Origin of the sequence: Paenibacillus dokdonensis, assembly GCF_004916975.1 — a bacterium.
GTDB classification, from domain to species: Bacteria; Bacillota; Bacilli; order Paenibacillales; family Paenibacillaceae; genus Paenibacillus_AQ; species Paenibacillus_AQ dokdonensis.
In genome coordinates, this window is the sequence record NZ_STGQ01000001.1 from 1677758 (window position 1) to 1694032 (window position 16275).

Here is a 16275-nt window from a genome sequence, read left to right on the forward strand (position 1 = left end):
GCAAAGATAGTATACGGAGGGATTGCGATATGTTCACCGATTTTAAAATCATTGAGGGCCGGCCGTTAACGGTGCAGGTTAAAGAATATTTGAAGCAGTGGATTACCAAAGGCAAGGGAAGAGTGGATCAGAAGCTTCCATCAACGCGGGAGCTTAGTACTACACTGGGTATCAGCCGGAATACGCTGGTGACGGTATATTCAGAGCTTGAAGAGGAAGGATTTATTTACACCGTCCATTCCAAAGGGAGCTTTGTCTCCCGTGTTGGCATTGCCTCCGTCCCTTCCTGGTCGATGGATTGGCAGCAACGTCTGAATACCACGGCGCAGCAAGCAAACGAATATGACCTGATGAAGCGTGATTTGCGCGGTGAAAAAGGAATGATCAACTTTGCCAGCATTGCGCCGGATGAGAAGCTGTTCGATCTGTCCAACGTGAAGCGCGCGTTTCTGGACCGGATGTCACTGGAAGGGGAAATACTGCTGAACTACGGCTATGCCAAAGGTTACAAGCCCCTGATTCAATATTTGACGGGATATATGGAAGCCAAGGGCGTGGATATGGAAGGCAAGGATATTCTAATTACGAACGGATTTACTGAAGCATACGATATCATCCTGTCGTCACTTGAGGTGCCGCAAAGACATATCCTCTGCGAGAATCCTACACATCATACGGCGATTAAAATTTCAAAATTACACGGCTACGACATTACCGGGATCGCAATGGATCAGGACGGTGTAAGGCTGGAGGAATTTGAGCAGGCGCTGCGAGAGCAGGAGTTTGGGCTTGCATATCTTACTCCTTCGTATCACAATCCGACCGGTATTGTCATGTCGGCTGAGAAAAGGGTCGAAGTTCTGCGTCTCCTTGCCGAACACCGGATTCCGTTGATTGAAGACGGCTTTAATGAGGAACTGCGGTACTCTGGCTCACATATGGCTCCACTGGCTGCGTTTGGCGGAGAGGGCAACAGCATCATTTATTTGGGCAGCTTTTCCAAGATCCTCTTTCCTGGTATCCGTATCGGCTGGATTGCGGCGGACCGGGAACTGATCGATGCACTGGTCAGCGTGAAACGTGCCCGTAATATTCACACATCTACGCTGGATCAAGCGGTGCTGTACCAATATTTTCATAACGGAAATTTCGAGAAATATCTAAAAAGGGCAAAATCGGAATACAAACGCAAGCATGAGCTGGCCGTTCAGTACTGTACCGAGTACATTCCCTGCAAGCGACTGACCGGATCCGGCGGGCTGCATCTGTTTATGGAGCTGGAAGATGATTGCAATGCAAGGGAGATACTCAGCGAATGCTATGAGCAGGGAGTTGTTTATACGGCCGGGGATGTGTTTTTTACCGATGACGGAGGTTCTAATACCCTTCGGCTTGGCTTTTCACGAGTGAGTGATGATGAGCTTCTGAGGGGCATTCAAATTATCGGCAGAGCGGTCAAAAAGAGAATGGAGGCATAACAATGAAGGTTGGCGTAATCATGGGCGGCGTCTCATCGGAACGGGAAGTATCGCTGACGACAGGCAAGGAAATGATGGCGCATCTGGATCGAGCCAAATATGAAGTGATTCCGATTGATATTAAGCGGAAACAGGATCTCTTGGAACAGGCACAAGGAATCGATATCGCGCTGCTCGCGCTTCACGGCAGTTTTGGCGAGGACGGAACAATTCAGGGGACACTCGAGACCATGGGAATTCCGTATACAGGATGTTCACTTCTTTCAAGCGGTTTATGCATGGATAAGGATCTGAGCAAAAGATTGCTGCGTTACGAGGGCCTCCATACACCGGATTGGGCGGTACTGCGCAGCATGGATGATATTCTCGATGGGCGATTAACTTCCTTCGGATATCCATTGGTAGTCAAACCGAATGCAGGCGGATCAAGTATTGGAGTCACACTCGTCAGAAATGAAGAGAGCTTGCTTGAAGCAGTGAATACAGCTTTTTCCTTTGGCGAGGAGGTTATGGTCGAAGAGTATATTCGCGGTGAGGAGATCACCTGCAGTATTCTGAACGGTGAGCATCTGCCGATTGTATCGATTAAGCCTGGCGCGGAATTTTTTGATTATACGTCGAAATATGAACCGGGGCAAAGCGAAGAACAGATTGTTACTTTTGAAAGGGAGACCGCAGAGCGCATTCAGCAAGCAGCTGAAAAAAGCTACTTCGCCATGAAATGCTCTGTTTATGCCCGGATCGATATCATGCTGAAGGACGGAATGCCTTATATCCTCGAAGTGAATACACTGCCCGGAATGACCCAGACCAGTCTGCTTCCGCGGAGCGCGCAGGCGGCGGGCATAACCTTTGCAGGACTACTCGATGCAATTATTGAGGGATCGCTTGCTGTAAGGAATACAAGAGTATAACCATGCCCCGTACCCCATATCCCCCATACTGCTCCTCCTCTGGATCACCAGATCAACTCCTTTTGAACTCTGCAAATAAAACAACCCCAATCACTATCATTAGCCTGCTGAAAAGACCAGTAAAAAAAGAGGACCTCTTCAAGGAAGAAGTCCTCTTTTTGACCATCGAATATTAGTGCGGATTCAGTTATTTATTATAGCCTAACTCTTGGGCAATCAGGTCTGCTAACGCTTTACCGCCTTGCGGTTTCAAATGGACACCGTCCGGCTCAAAATAAGACTTGCCGCTGCTTGCGGCGTGCCAGTCGAGCATTACTGCATTGGGATAAGCGGAAGCCGCTTTCTTGATTGAGGTATTGACGACACTTTCCCAGCTCCGAGGCACCCTGGAATTAACCAGCACGACTTTGCGTACATCTTGAAGGGAATCCAGAAGTGACATCAGCTGTTTGCTGCTGAAAGGCCCGTTTGTTCCGAGTTCAATGACGACCTGGTCGCCAAGCTTTCCTTCTGAACGTAAGCGGGAGATCAATTCAGGCGCTTCCGTCATTTGTCTGCCGATTTTTCCATCGATGACAGCTTCAGGAATCCGTTTGTGCAGAAAAGGCTGTGCATCCAGCATGACAGAGTCACCAATAGCGGTGACTGGTACAGAGCTCTTGCCAGATTTGGCAGCATCGGTTGTATCGGTTTTCTTGCCCGAAGAATCCTGAGATGATTCCGGTTTATCGGGCTTATTTGGCGTTTCGGATTTTACTGATGGAGGTGATTTGTCAGATCCATCTGATTTAGCCGTTTGCTGTGTTGTTTTTTGGGTGTCGGCTGATGGTCTAGCATTTGATTCAGGTCTAGACGGCTTACCGTCAGACTGGGACTGGGAATCTTCTTGTTTCGGCAACTCCTTGATCTGTGGAGGCTTGACAGTCGCTGCTGCGTTATTTGAATTTCCCTCTTTCACAGAGGGGGTTTCGGGAGCGAAGACCGATGTGGATTCCTGCTGCAGCATCGAAGCGTTCACCGGAGTCTGCATCGCAAAGCCGGCACATGATACCACAACAAGAACCAGTACCGAACCGAATGTAAGCCAACCCTTGAGCGGGACCCGAGATAGCTTTACATTTCCCTTGCGAAGTTTCCCCCATAGTCTCCCTATTAATCCGCCGCGGATCAGTTCCTCGATGTATTTGTAGGAAAGGGAAGCTAGGACAACACTGGCCGCTGATTGCAGAAGAGCCCGCCATACAGAAGGATCTGAACTGGATCCGGTCGTAAGTACAATTACAGGGTAATGCCATATGTATATGCTGTAAGAGCGGACGCCCAGCCATCTCAGGGGCTTCATCCCCAGCAGTTTTCCTACCAGGCAGGCAGGATGGGCCGCTGATGCAATGATCAGAGTGGTCATGATCGACAAAAGCAGAAATCCGCCAGGATACAGGAAAGATTCATATTCATTCGTATTCCATACCATGATGAACACAGATGCCAGACCCAGGATCCCGATGCCATTAAGACAAAGCCGCGCTTTGAAGGTTGTTTGGGCAGGCAGCTTCCGACTGGGCCAGATGATGCTGAGAGCAGCACCGATCAACAGCGAAAAGGCCCGTGTATCCGTTCCGTAATAAACCCGGCTTGGATCACTGTCCGGATTATACAGCATCAGCATCGATAATGCGGATAGAGCTGCGGCTGTGAGAATTAGCAGAAAAACCGGGCCGCGTCGCCTCATCATTTTCATTCCAAGCAGCAGCAGGATCGGCCAGATCAGATAAAATTGCTCCTCCACTGCCAGTGACCACATATGGCCCAGTGGAGAGATGGGACCGAACTTTTCGAAATATGAAACCTGATGAAAAATAAGATACCAGTTGTTGACATAGAAAAGCGAAGACATAACATCTCCTCGCAGTACAGACATCAATGATGGGTTAAAAAGAGTGACCCAAGCCATGACAGCTGCCATCATGACCAGCATGGCTGGAAGCAGTCTTCTGCAGCGGCGAATCCAAAACGCCTTGAGGTCGATGGATTGGTTGCGGCTCCATTCCGCGGTTAACAAATCTGTAATCAGGTAACCGGATAATACAAAAAAGATACTGACTCCAAGCAGCCCTCCCGGAGCCCAATTGACGTTCAAATGATACAAGACGACAAAAAACACGGCCAAGGTCCGCAGACCATCAAGTCCCGGCATATATCGCTTAGGGCTATAAAGTTGATTAGACATATAGACAAACCCTGCTTTCGAAACAGGCTGTGCCCGGTGAGGAACCAATGATGTATGTAGATATCCTCTTTTCAATTATGTTCATTTCCTTGATGCCTCCGTACAAGATGATGTTGTCAATGAAGTGGTTCACAGGTACTAACATTATCACATGGATATCTGGTTAAAGTTACAAAATGATTGCTTTCAATTCACATTTTGTTCATTATGAAGTGAATACCAATAAATTCTATTTATGAGGGAGAACCGTTGATGGAAATTAAAAAGTTTAGCGATTTTTCTGCTGCAGAGCTTACCGAATTGTGGAATGAGGGATTTAAAGGATATGCGTCGGATATGAGGATGAGCGTGGACACATTTGTGAGAAGGATTCCTGAGAATCATTTATCCATGGAATCCTCGATAGCCCTTTGTGATAACGGCAAACCGATCGGATTTGTAATGAACGGCTTCCGTACGGTGGATGGGCGGCTGACTGCCTGGAACGGTGGCACGGGCATTATACCTGAATATAGGGGTAAAGGTCATGGTAAACAGCTCATTGGTGCAGCTCTGGACGTATACAGGGAAAAAGGCGCCGAGGTTGCCCTGCTCGAAGCGTTAAGCGAGAATGAGCCTGCGATCAAGCTGTATTCCAAAATGGGCTACGAGCATATCGATAACCTGAGATATTATGAGCAAAAAGATGGCTTTAATTCTGAAGTATTCGCTACAGATGCTGTCCGTACATATCAATTCCGTTTTGGCTTACCTCAAGATCTACAGCGTCTGAACCTTCATGTTGGTCATATGCCATGGCAGACACAGTGGGAGAATATTGTAAACGGTGAATCGGTCATTGCGGTGGATGATCACGGTCAGGTTGCCGGTTATGCTCTTTATAAAAGGGTTTTTGATGCGCAAGGAGAACATATTTCGACCTCGCTATACCAATGCCGGACGGTAAATACTGCAGAAGAAGAGGTTCCTGAGGTGTTGAAAGCACTGTTGACTCAAGTGTATGCGCCTCTGGATAAAAAAGTCTTGCGACGTACAGTAAATCTTCCGTTATCAGAGCAGCAGCTTGTACGTATTTTGGAAGAGAGCGGCTTTAAGCCGATCGTGAATCAGGTTCATATGAAATACTTGTTGAATGATTAACACAAAAATATGGTAAAAAAGATAATAATAGTATAAACTATTTTTGAATTATAAAAGGCATTGCTTCCGGTGAATGTAATTCCAAAACGCTAGATTAGAATGTTGCAAAATTTGCATGAACATAAGCCATGGATGTATTATTGTCCATGGCTTTCTTATTCCCGTACGATAAAAGAAGAATAAATCAATGAAAGAAGGTGTCCAAGCTGGAACTGTATTTTAAAGATAACTTCTTCAATGCCGGCTATACGGAGATTATGAATGCAAAGCAGGAGCATGCCGGAAGTCTTGATTTGAAAAGTGCATTTGGCTCTTCGCTGAATGTGAACAATGCAGAAGGGACTTTGATGTGCAGCGGTAGCTTTCGTATTTTATCCAATAAATGGGATATTAAGGCGGCTGATGGCAGTCTGCTGGGGGTATTGAGACATCGACTCAGCTTTTTCTCCAAGAAATTTGAATACGAAACCGAAGACAGAGGAATCTATGAAATCTTTTCCCCTGCATTTTCCAAGGAGTACAGCATCACGGATGAATATGGAACCGCGGTAGCCCAGTTTGATAAAATCAACGGATGGTTTGAATCCGGCGCATTTTGCTTGCGGAATGAGTCTGAAAATCTGAATAGCTATGAATTAGTAGCTGTTGTGATGGGCGTGCATGGAACGAATAAAAGAGAATCGAATTCCCATCATGCCAGCATGCCGTAACATCATTTTTTAGGTGAAGAGGAGTCTTCACTTGAAAAGGAATGGACTTCAGACGCTTGTTTTGCAGTCCTCCTCCTGTTATGATATGTGCGTGTTGAAATCGGTTACAATTGAATTACACCATATTAGGGGGAAGTTTCATGGCAAACACAAGTATCATTTTGCGTGTCGAACTTAATCATGAGAAGGCCACCTTCGGGGATGTGGCTGCCGCAATCAGTAAAGCTGGGGGCGATATCACATCCATCGACGTCATCAGACCGGGTAAAGATTATTCCGTGAGAGATATCACTGTAGAAGTGGCGGACACCGAAGAGAACAAGGTGGTTGAATCACTTAAACAGTATGAAGGCATTAAGCTGATTAACGTCTCTGACCGGACATTCCTCGTCCATCTGGGCGGTAAAATCAAAATTCAACCAACATTGCCGATTAAAAACCGGGATGACTTGTCCCGCGTATATACACCTGGAGTTGCTAAGGTCTGCACGGCCATTCACGAAAATCCGGAGAAAGCCTATTCGCTGACAATCAAGCGAAATACAGTCGCTGTTGTCAGCGATGGTACGGCGGTACTCGGACTAGGAGACATTGGTCCGTATGCGGCTGCACCTGTGATGGAAGGCAAAGCGATGCTGTTCAAGCAGCTTGCTGATGTAGATGCTTTTCCAATATGCCTGGATACGCATGATACGGAGGAATTGATCCGAACGATCAAGGCGATGAGTCCGATATTCGGTGGTATCAATCTGGAGGATATCAGCTCGCCCCGCTGCTTTGAAATCGAGAGAAGGTTGACAGAGGAGCTGGAGATACCTGTATTTCATGATGATCAGCATGGCACAGCGGTTGTCGTTATCGCTGGACTGCTGAATGCGTTAAAGGTTGTGAACAAACGCATTGAGAACATTCGTGTCGTCGTGAACGGGATCGGTGCAGCAGGTGTATCCATCTGTAAGATGCTGCTGAGTGCAGGTGTGACCAAGCTTGTCCCTGTAGATCGCGAAGGCGCGATTATCAGAGGCGGAGAGTATTCGCATCCGATGTGGCAGTGGCTGGCAGAACAGCCGCAAGTTGAATCGACGGAAGGATCACTGAAAGAAGTGATCAAAGGTGCGGATGTATTCATCGGCGTATCCCGGGGGAACTTGCTGAACGGAGAGGACATCAGGGGTATGGGGCCCGATCCGATTGTATTCGCCATGGCTAATCCGCTACCGGAAGTATCACCGGAAGAGGCGATTCCTCACGCAAGAGTTTACGCGACAGGACGCAGCGACTACCCGAACCAGATTAACAACGTTCTTGTATTCCCGGGATTGTTCCGGGGTGCACTGGACTGCAGAGCGCGCTGCATCAACGAACCGATGAAACTGGCTGCCGCACGCGCTATCGCGTCGGTGGTTACTGGCGGTGAGTTGAATGAGCTCTACATTATTCCAAGCATATTCAATGAACAGGTTGTCATAGAAGTGCGAAAAGCCGTGGTACAGGCCGCCATTCTGACAGGCGTTGCCAGAAGAATTCCAAAGGATTTCCGTTAGGATAAAAGTTCTCTGTTGAACAAAGAAAAGAGGCTGTCTCATAAGTGGAATTTCCACGACAGAGACAGCCCTTCTTCATTTTAGAGAACGCAAAAACTCAGTAAGGCAGCGATTCTTCCTTCTTTTGATTTTAAAAGGATTGTAAATACGATTTCCGCTAAATTAGGGAAGCATGAGCGCTTTGGGATCGATGTGAGGGACGAGTCCTTCATCAGCTGCACGGCTGAGCAAAGATGTAATAGCGGCATATCCGTCATCCCCAAGATTCGCGGTGAAACTGTTGACGTACAAATCAATGTGAGCGTCTGCCACCTTGGGATCCATTTCCTGTGCATGGCTAAGGACATACTCGCGAGATTCTTCAGGATGTGTCCAAGCATATTCTACAGATGCGCGTGCCCAGCCCGAGATCGCTTTCAAATCAAGTGTCCTTTTTGCAACGATAGCTCCAAGTGGAATAGGAAGGCCGGTGTCTTGTTCCCACCAGCTGCCGAGATCGGTCATCAGCTGCAGCCCGTAATCGGGATATGTAAATCTGGCTTCGTGAATGACAAGTCCGGCATCGATCTGCCCGTCTCGAACGGCAGGCATGATCTGATCGAACGGCATGACCACGATCTCACCTACGCCTCCCGGAACATTTTGAGCCGCCCACAACCGGAACAGAAGGTATGCCGTTGAACGTTCACTAGGAACGGCAACACGGCGTCCGGATAATGCGGAAGGATCTTGTGGAGCATGATCTCCCCCTGCTGCAAGCACAAGCGGGCCGCAGCCTCTGCCAAGAGCTCCACCGCAGGGCAGCAATCCGTAGCGGTCCAGTACCCAAGGCAGAGCCGCATAGGAAATTTTAAGGACATCGAAGTCGCTGTCAGCTTGAGCTGCCAGATGGTTGGTAATATCAATATCGGCATAGGTAACGTCCAGCTCCGGAGCATCGGGAATTAATCCATGCGTCCACGCATGGAATACAAAGGTGTCATTGGGACATGGAGAAAATGCGATTTTCATTCTGTGATTACCCTCCTTAAGATAGCGCCTGCGGCTTCAAGTGCAGCAAAGGCTTCTTTCATACGCCAGGCCGCGCGGTCTCTCGGCCCCACGGCGTTGGAAATGGTGCGGATCTCGAGTACAGGCAGATTCCACAGCTTGGCTGCAGTCGCAACACCGAAGCCTTCCATGCCTTCGGCTGCCGCATCAGGGATCCTTGTAGTTAAGGCCGCTGTTCTTTCCGCAGAGCCGGTTCCTGTCGTAACGGTCAGGATGGAGCCCCGGTTTACGGTGATCCCGGTGGACGACATCGCATCTATGAATGCTTGTACCAGGGCAGTTTCGGGCATGATAACAGAGCTGCCAAATCCGAGCTCGTCCACGCTAAGGAATCCGTCCGGGGTTTCTGCGCCCAAATCAGCCGCAATAATCCGGTCTGCAATAACGGTAGAACCTACATCCGCTTTCCCGGGGAAACCGCCGCCGATGCCTGCACTGATGACGAGTCCATAGTCGGATGCAGAGAGCTCCGCCGCAGTCCGTGCCGCCGCTGATGCGGGGCCGAATCCAGCAAGCTTTACATCAAAAATTTCCGAATCGCCGATCCCGCGAAGCATAGCCTGCTGCTCTGCTTCTACAGCCGTCATAATGAGTACACGTCCGGCCAAACGGGTATCTTTCACAGGTACCCCGCTATGAAGCACTGTGTCCAAGTCTGATTTCATGCAGACCCTCCTCTCGCAAAACCCGTGTTCATTCGAATTCGTAAACTGCCCGTATTCTTAAGGCTTCAATATATAACCTTATCCTGATCGGGGCATCATGTAAAGCGTAGAGGAGAACGATCCGGTATAGAGGCAGGCGTTTGACAAGGCAAACACTGAGGGTAAATAATAAAAAGTACGATCACAACAAATCTAGCCAAACCAGTCCACGGTACTGAAGGAGGAAACGAAATGCCAACAGAACAGGAAATCAAGACAGCAATGCAATCGTATATCGACAGTTTTAATCAGGATAACCTAGAGGGATTACTTTCACTTTTTGCGGAAGAGGCCACGGTGGAGGACCCTGCGGGTACGGCCCCGGTTCAAGGAAAAGCCGCTATTACGGAATTTTACCGGAAGGTTGTCAACGGGAATACCCGAATCCACCGGCAAGAGCCGATCAGGGGCTCACACGGAAATTCGGGTGCGATGGCGTTACATATAGAGACTAAGGTGGAAGGCTCCGTGCTTATTTTTCATATCATAGAGGTTATGACATTTAATGAAAATGGACTCATCACCAGCATGACAGCATACTGGGGCCGGAGCGACATGGAGAAAAAGTAGGCCCCTTTTTACATTTTATAGGTATTGGAGTGGTCAATCTTCACCGTAACCTTCACATTACCCATCTCCAGATCAGGAAGCAGCGGACCTCCGCTGCTTTTTTGTTTCCATAACTTGTAATGATAACGGTAGAGCCATTCTTCGAATCCATACAGATCAATGCCTTTCTTTTGGGTCTTGGTGAAGTTTTCAAGAATGTCACGCGTCAGCTTCTGCTCCGCAGCCATTTTCATCTGTTTTTCATCCATGCCCTTTTTCCATGCGAATTCGGTAATATTCGCATGGACGGTTACTGTGACATCAAACGCCAGTTTGCCTTTCTTTTGATTCAACTGATAAGCAGAATTGGCGTGATGCATACTCAGCGATGAAGGAGTACCTTTGCTCGAGTCCAAAATAAGCGGAAAACGAATGATATGGCTGAAGTTGACTACTCTGGCACCGCTTAACTCTTCTTGGCTGACCCAGCCTTTATTGACTCCTTGTTGAATAACAAAGACACCATTAAGCTCCATCATGGAATTGTCTTTACCATTGGTCTTCCAATGCTTTGTCGTAATTGAGATATCGGGAAGCATGATTGCAGTAGCCGGCTCACGCACGGCGTTCATCAGCTTTTGCAGTCGAACGGGCTCCACAGCAGAATATTGTTTGTATACTTCTCTTGGTTCGAACATTAATAGTTTAAGCGGGGATTGATTGAATGTGGTTTCCGCATTGAAAATTTCCTCGATGGGCGTTTTGGTAGCAAAAACCCATGGCGTATAACGAATATCTCTTGATCGCAGCATTTCTTCGAAAATATCGGTTAAATTCTGCAGCGCGGACTCGGTTAAAACAATGGATTTCACATGAGTCCATAATGTTTGATGCTGTGATGAAGGGTACATATCATTGAAGGCCAAAGACACGGTGGGGCCTTCACCCCTACCTACCCAAGAGGTTGCCTTCTTGGTACCGCCGCCGCTGTCACTCGCTACTACCGAGCTGAGATCCGAGAGCTTGCCGTAAATAACATATTTTCCCTTTATATAATCAACACCAACGGCAGTAATAATGTTCATATCCTGAACAGCCTTCTGATCCCAGCAGCCGGATAACATAGCCGAACAAAAGAGCAGCAAAATCATGCTTTGTATGGCCTTCATCTCTATTCGCTTCCTTTTCGGGTAGGATCTTGGGTGCGTAGTACCTTCGGGCGGCGAAACATATTTTTTACGGGTTTTCGTAACAGCCCTTCCCATGCATCACGGTTAATATACGGTGAGATTGGAGCCAGGTATGGAACTCCATAGCATTCCAATGCAGCAAGATGCAAAACAAGCGAAAACAAGGCAATAAAGAAGCCAAACATCCCCAAAAATGAAGAGAGCATAAGGACATACAGTCTGATGATAGCCGTTGTCCCTGCCAATACCTGATTGACCAGCGTGAAGGTAGCAATAATGGTGACCGCAACCATTACGATCATCGTGGGAGAGGTAATGCCCGCGCGAATGGCTGCATCTCCGACGATCAAACCGCCGACGACAGTGATGGTCTGCCCGACGGATTTGGGAAGTCTAATGCCTGCTTCATGAAATACCTCGAATAGAAACAGCATCATAAAGGTTTCCATGGAAATGGAAAACGGCAGCCCCGATCTTGAGTTCATAATGGTGGCAAGCAGCGGGGTAGGGACTTGTTCGATATTAAAGCTTGTCAGGGCAATATAGAAGCCAGGCAAAAAGAGGGCTATCACAAGGCCCGCGAGCCGCATAATTCGTTGAATCGAAGCGATATGAAAGGGCATGTTGGTATCTTCCGGCGACTTAATTAGGGATGACAAGGTGATGGGGGCTATGATAGCCATCGGAGAGCCGTCAAATATGACCGCAAATCTGCCGCTCAAGATACTGTCCGCCACGTAGTCCGGTCTGCCGACATAATCAGTTAAAGGAAAAATGCTCTTGAGATCCCCCTGAACCAGATCCTCAATTTGGGATGTGCCAATGATGGCATCCCCTTCATAGCTATTCAGGCGGCTTCGAATCTCAGTTACTATATCCTGATTAATTATATCTTTAATGTAGAGAAGAGAAACTTTGGTTTGGCCGCGTTCGGAGAGTACAAAATTTTCTACACAAAATGATTGCGATCTTAGGCGTTTTCGGACCAAGGCTACGTTGGTGGTTAGGGATTCGGTAAATCCGTCATGAGGCCCTTTGATGGAGGACTCAGTGGATGACTCTTCCGGAGACCGGTTGGGCTGATCGCTGACATCCATGGTAAAGAAAGCGTGGATTTCTTGGAAATAGACGACAAGCATGCCTCCGAACACCTTCATATCGAGTTCTTTCAGAAGCTGATCGGTGTTAAGCCGGGTAAGGGGGATGTACTGGCAATCCTCGATGTCAGTGACGCTTGAGAATCCCGTTTTTCCATACATTCTTTCAAGCCTGGGCAGCACAAACTGGTTGATTTGCCCGGCATTGGACATGCCATCGCAATAAATCAGCAGAATGGTCTGTCTATTTTCGGAGTCACCTACATAAAAGGGGTGAAGGACCACATCCTGACACTCTGCATAATATTGTTCCAGGAAGACTTTATCAACTGTTTCATTATTGTTCGCGAATGGCTGTGATTGGCTGTCAAGTGCCATAATCCTCCTGCACCTTCTTTCTGGATGAGATATAAGCCATGATGAACAGAACGCAGGTAATCAGGGCCAAAAAGATGAAAGAGGCCGGGAAATAGTAATTTTTCATAAATCTGAGGAAATGAATATCATCAGGTCCAAACAGGTTTAAGAAGTACAGCACGACCACTAGTGCAAAATAGGTTATGATCCGGATTCTCTTGATTTTAATATCCCAAATATCCACTATTAAATACAAAGCAATTGAAATGCGGATGAACGCGCCTGACAGCCATTGATAGATGGAAAAGAAATCTGTTTGTGCGATGTATTTGCCCAGTGTCGCAATCCGCCATTCTTCATAAGCAGGATAACGCTGCCTTTCAGCCTCCATAGGATCGAATATGGTGATTGCTCCAACAAGCGGTCCCAGAGTCAACCCGATCAATACAAGAGCGAGCAGAAGCAGCTGCCATGCTTTGGCGGGTTTATCAAGCTTGGGCTGAATGAAAAGATAAATGAATATCTCAAACGAGCCGGAGCAGGCATACATCACACCCGTACCTACATTGCTCCAACCATTTTCAAGTACAGGAAACAGCTGGGTGTAGTCTTTATACTGGACATTGACGAACATAATGAAAAAACCCAGCACGATCACGAAGGGCAGCAGGATACCCGAAGCATTGGCAATGGCCTTAAATCCTTTGATTACCGCATAAAAGCACAAGGCCAGCAAAATAAGGGAAGTAACGAGAACCGGAGTCGCAGACAAGAAGGTGATTTTCGCCCAGTTGGTGGTATCAAACAGTGTATAGAAACATATGGAAAACATAAAAATACACATTAGAATCTTAAAAATCACAGCTGCAGACGCACCAAATTGATCCTTCAGCCATACCTCGATTTTTCTGTCTTTCATTTGTTTGGCTATAAAATAAATCATTCCGGTAAACAACATCAGCGGCAATATGGAAATAAGAACGGAAATCCAGGAGTCTCTGCGTGTCGTTTGTAGCAGGAGAGGGATGATGAACACATGGTTCATAATTCCTATCGAAAGTAAAATGATCATAATGCCTTGAGAAAGCAGGGGTTTACGTGAATTCACGGGTGTCACCTCGGAAATATTTTACATTCAGTAATGATCATTATTGACCCGGAACATGTGACGGATACTCGTTCCATCGGATCAGCGGCCTTTTATTTAAAATAAATCCGTTTACATACTCTGTAAGCTCGTATGAAATGACACATGGCGTTATGCCGGGCGATATATTAGAATAGATAGGTCTACGTGAAAAAAGATAAAATGAAATGATGTATGAAACCCTCAAAATGAAGTTGAAAGTGAGAAGGATCCATGATGTTGAATAACCGGATGACATTTGAAAATTTATGCATGCGAAATGAACCCCTTGCCAATCATTCCTCTTATCAAATTGGCGGAAAGGCGAACTTTTTTGCTATGCCGGAAACCGTAGAAGAGCTGCTTACACTACTTCAGGGATGCAGAACGCATGGACTGGACTATTTTATTTGCGGAATGGGCTCTAATTTGTTGTTTCCGGATAATCCGCGGGAGGACACTCTCTATATTTCCTTGAAAAAATTTGTATACTGGGACATTCAGCCGTCCAAGTGGTTTATATCCTCAGGAACACCCATGTCCATGCTGGCGATCAGCGGACTCCTGTTCAACATTCCAGGCTATGAATTTACGTACCTTCTTCCTGGAGGTCTTGGAGCGGGTATATTTATGAACGCAAAGTACAATCACCATCAGATCAGCGATATTATCAAGACGGTTTATTATGTGGACTTGTCCGACCCGTCTCTTTCCATGCAGTCCATCGATGTTTCCCAGTGCAAGTACGGCTATAAGCAATCCATTTTCCAGATGAATCCTTGGCTAGTGCTGGGGGCCGATATGCTGGCTGTTCCGGATGCGCAGCAAATCGCTGCGGGCAATGAACTGCTGAAGCGCTGGAAAGCGAAGGAAGGAATGTCCACATTGGCGTCATTCTATTCGTATATGGATGCTGAAGCCTCGGCTTTGACGAAGCAGGGATTGATGATTCCCTCCGACATGACGGATATCGCTAAGTACCGTAATGGCAAGCGGCATTTTGAATATCCTTCCTGCGGCTCGGTGTTCAAAAATAATTATGATTATGGCGTGCCGGTCGGTGCGCTTGTAGACCGCTTGAATTTGAAGGGCAAGGAGTATGGCGGTGCCATGATATCCCCTTATCACGGGAATATGATTATTAACCACAATCATGCCACGGCTGAGGAGATCCAATATTTAATGAACACGATTATTGAAGGCGTGAATACGGCGTTTGGTTTTGAACCGGAGCCGGAAGTTGTCGTGGTTAAATAGGCGGAACTGAACAACGTATATTCGCTTGAAAAAGAAACCTTTCCTACTTGGAGAAGGTTTCTTTTTGTTTCAACAGGTTTAAATATCCATGAACTTTAAAACAAAGTATTGCAACAGAGAAGATTGGAATATATAATAAAAAAGTAAGTAAATAGATTATTGGAGGTAACTATAAAAATGTCTAACGAATTTTTCTCCGCACTCAAAGGAAGACGTTCCATATATGGAATCAGCAAGGATATAACTGTATCTGATGAAAAAATCCAGGAAATCGTGAATGAAGCTGTAAAACACACACCATCCTCATTCAACTCCCAAAGCGCACGCGTTGTCGTTCTTTTGGGCGAACAGCATGACAAACTGTGGAACATTACAGAAAAGACACTGAAAGCTGTCGTTCCAGCTGAGAACTTTGCACCAACAGCCGAGAAAATGGGCGCTTTCCGCAATGGATATGGTACTGTATTGTTCTTCGAGGACAATTCCGTTATCGAAGGTCTTCAATCCCAATTCGAGACCTACAAGGATAACTTCCCTGTATGGTCCCTGCAATCCTCCGGTATGCTTCAACTGGTGATCTGGACTGCACTGGAAGCAGAAGGTCTGGGAGCAAGCCTGCAGCACTACAATCCGCTGATCGACCAACAAGTTGCAGCTGAATGGAACTTGCCTGCAAGCTGGAAACTGCTCGCTCAAATGCCTTTCGGTAAAGTGGAAGCACCAGCAGGCGAGAAACAATTCCAACCGCTTGAAGAACGTATCAAAGTTTTTAAATAAGGAATATAAGCTGGTAACCTGAAGTCATTTGACTTCTCTATGGATACCTTACGGAGCGCCTGGTTTATCAGGCGCTTTTTTTGCTGTATTCATTCATATTTGGGAGAAAAATGACAGAATCTCTCGAGCATAGTAAAATGATAAAAGGTAATAAC

At 46.8% G+C, this 16275-nt stretch carries 14 protein-coding genes; 8 read left to right on the forward strand and 6 right to left on the reverse strand.

Annotated elements, in window-relative coordinates; all coding sequences use genetic code 11:
• The first annotated feature begins 29 nt into the window (after positions 1-29).
• Both pdxR and E6W40_RS07860 read left to right on the forward strand, forming a co-directional pair.
• A complete protein-coding gene (gene pdxR, locus E6W40_RS07855) occupies positions 30-1478 on the forward strand; it encodes a MocR-like pyridoxine biosynthesis transcription factor PdxR (RefSeq protein ID WP_136604977.1) in 1449 nt (482 codons plus the stop codon).
• Positions 1479-1480: 2 nt separating this feature from the next.
• Positions 1481-2392, forward strand: coding sequence for a D-alanine--D-alanine ligase (locus tag E6W40_RS07860; protein ID WP_136604978.1), 912 nt, complete (start codon positions 1481-1483; stop codon positions 2390-2392).
• A gap of 187 nt (positions 2393-2579) precedes the next feature.
• Here the strand turns inward: E6W40_RS07860 and E6W40_RS07865 are convergent, their stop codons facing one another.
• The gene (locus E6W40_RS07865; protein WP_136604979.1) at positions 2580-4619 is read right to left on the reverse strand and encodes an acyltransferase family protein; all 2040 of its coding nucleotides are present in this window, start codon (positions 4617-4619) and stop codon (positions 2580-2582) included.
• 252 nt (positions 4620-4871) lie between these two features.
• Here E6W40_RS07865 and E6W40_RS07870 point away from each other — a divergent pair, with 252 nt between their 5' ends.
• The 3 genes from E6W40_RS07870 (at position 4872) to E6W40_RS07880 (ending at position 8013) form a co-directional block, all read left to right on the forward strand.
• On the forward strand, positions 4872-5759 hold the full coding sequence (locus tag E6W40_RS07870) for a GNAT family N-acetyltransferase (protein ID WP_136604980.1): 888 nt from the start codon (positions 4872-4874) through the stop codon (positions 5757-5759).
• Positions 5760-5956: 197 nt separating this feature from the next.
• Positions 5957-6469, forward strand: coding sequence for a hypothetical protein (locus E6W40_RS07875; RefSeq protein ID WP_342774683.1), 513 nt, complete (start codon positions 5957-5959; stop codon positions 6467-6469).
• A 140-nt stretch (positions 6470-6609) separates the two neighbouring features.
• Entirely contained in the window at positions 6610-8013 is a 1404-nt protein-coding gene (locus E6W40_RS07880) for an NAD-dependent malic enzyme (RefSeq protein ID WP_136604981.1), read from the forward strand.
• Positions 8014-8175: 162 nt separating this feature from the next.
• On the opposite strand, the gene E6W40_RS07885 is transcribed toward E6W40_RS07880, so the two are convergent.
• Together E6W40_RS07885 and E6W40_RS07890 are read right to left on the reverse strand one after the other, a co-directional pair.
• Positions 8176-9024, reverse strand: coding sequence for a 1,4-dihydroxy-6-naphtoate synthase (locus tag E6W40_RS07885; protein ID WP_136604982.1), 849 nt, complete (start codon positions 9022-9024; stop codon positions 8176-8178).
• Positions 9021-9650: a futalosine hydrolase gene (locus E6W40_RS07890; protein WP_246073059.1), complete on the reverse strand. Its 630-nt coding sequence runs from the start codon at positions 9648-9650 to the stop codon at positions 9021-9023. The genes E6W40_RS07885 and E6W40_RS07890 overlap by 4 nt, the downstream gene beginning before the upstream one ends.
• Positions 9651-9959: 309 nt before the next feature.
• Between E6W40_RS07890 and E6W40_RS07895 the strand changes: the two genes are divergently transcribed.
• Positions 9960-10337 carry a nuclear transport factor 2 family protein gene (locus E6W40_RS07895; protein WP_136604984.1) on the forward strand — a complete coding sequence of 126 codons (378 nt, stop codon included), beginning with the start codon at positions 9960-9962 and terminating at the stop codon, positions 10335-10337.
• 8 nt (positions 10338-10345) lie between these two features.
• Here the strand turns inward: E6W40_RS07895 and E6W40_RS07900 are convergent, their stop codons facing one another.
• From E6W40_RS07900 to E6W40_RS07910, 3 genes are read right to left on the reverse strand one after another with little or no spacing between them, the layout of a single operon-like run.
• The gene (locus E6W40_RS07900) at positions 10346-11485 is read right to left on the reverse strand and encodes a Ger(x)C family spore germination protein (RefSeq protein WP_168928853.1); all 1140 of its coding nucleotides are present in this window, start codon (positions 11483-11485) and stop codon (positions 10346-10348) included.
• 2 nt (positions 11486-11487) lie between these two features.
• On the reverse strand, positions 11488-12981 hold the full coding sequence (locus tag E6W40_RS07905) for a spore germination protein (RefSeq protein WP_136604986.1): 1494 nt from the start codon (positions 12979-12981) through the stop codon (positions 11488-11490).
• Positions 12971-14068 carry a GerAB/ArcD/ProY family transporter gene (locus E6W40_RS07910; protein WP_136604987.1) on the reverse strand — a complete coding sequence of 366 codons (1098 nt, stop codon included), beginning with the start codon at positions 14066-14068 and terminating at the stop codon, positions 12971-12973. The genes E6W40_RS07905 and E6W40_RS07910 overlap by 11 nt, the downstream gene beginning before the upstream one ends.
• 252 nt (positions 14069-14320) lie before the next feature.
• On the opposite strand from E6W40_RS07910, the gene E6W40_RS07915 reads away from it, so the two are divergent.
• Together E6W40_RS07915 and E6W40_RS07920 are read left to right on the forward strand one after the other, a co-directional pair.
• Positions 14321-15343 (forward strand): UDP-N-acetylmuramate dehydrogenase, encoded by a 1023-nt coding sequence (locus E6W40_RS07915; RefSeq protein WP_246072916.1) that lies wholly within the window; start codon positions 14321-14323, stop codon positions 15341-15343.
• A gap of 177 nt (positions 15344-15520) precedes the next feature.
• Positions 15521-16120, forward strand: coding sequence for a nitroreductase family protein (locus E6W40_RS07920; protein WP_136604989.1), 600 nt, complete (start codon positions 15521-15523; stop codon positions 16118-16120).
• The last annotated feature ends 155 nt before the right edge of the window (positions 16121-16275 follow it).

What these genes read in the sequence shown, in the direction of transcription:
- pdxR (WP_136604977.1), top strand. Translation starts at nt 30, where the DNA reads ATGTTCACCGATTTTAAAATCATTGAGGGCCGGCCGTTAACGGTGCAG.
- E6W40_RS07860 (WP_136604978.1), top strand. Translation starts at nt 1,481, where the DNA reads ATGAAGGTTGGCGTAATCATGGGCGGCGTCTCATCGGAACGGGAAGTA.
- E6W40_RS07865 (WP_136604979.1), bottom strand. Translation starts at nt 4,619, where the DNA reads ATGTCTAATCAACTTTATAGCCCTAAGCGATATATGCCGGGACTTGAT.
- E6W40_RS07870 (WP_136604980.1), top strand. Translation starts at nt 4,872, where the DNA reads ATGGAAATTAAAAAGTTTAGCGATTTTTCTGCTGCAGAGCTTACCGAA.
- E6W40_RS07880 (WP_136604981.1), top strand. Translation starts at nt 6,610, where the DNA reads ATGGCAAACACAAGTATCATTTTGCGTGTCGAACTTAATCATGAGAAG.
- E6W40_RS07885 (WP_136604982.1), bottom strand. Translation starts at nt 9,024, where the DNA reads ATGAAAATCGCATTTTCTCCATGTCCCAATGACACCTTTGTATTCCAT.
- E6W40_RS07890 (WP_246073059.1), bottom strand. Translation starts at nt 9,650, where the DNA reads ATGACGGCTGTAGAAGCAGAGCAGCAGGCTATGCTTCGCGGGATCGGC.
- E6W40_RS07895 (WP_136604984.1), top strand. Translation starts at nt 9,960, where the DNA reads ATGCCAACAGAACAGGAAATCAAGACAGCAATGCAATCGTATATCGAC.
- E6W40_RS07900 (WP_168928853.1), bottom strand. Translation starts at nt 11,485, where the DNA reads ATGAAGGCCATACAAAGCATGATTTTGCTGCTCTTTTGTTCGGCTATG.
- E6W40_RS07905 (WP_136604986.1), bottom strand. Translation starts at nt 12,981, where the DNA reads ATGGCACTTGACAGCCAATCACAGCCATTCGCGAACAATAATGAAACA.
- E6W40_RS07915 (WP_246072916.1), top strand. Translation starts at nt 14,321, where the DNA reads ATGATGTTGAATAACCGGATGACATTTGAAAATTTATGCATGCGAAAT.
- E6W40_RS07920 (WP_136604989.1), top strand. Translation starts at nt 15,521, where the DNA reads ATGTCTAACGAATTTTTCTCCGCACTCAAAGGAAGACGTTCCATATAT.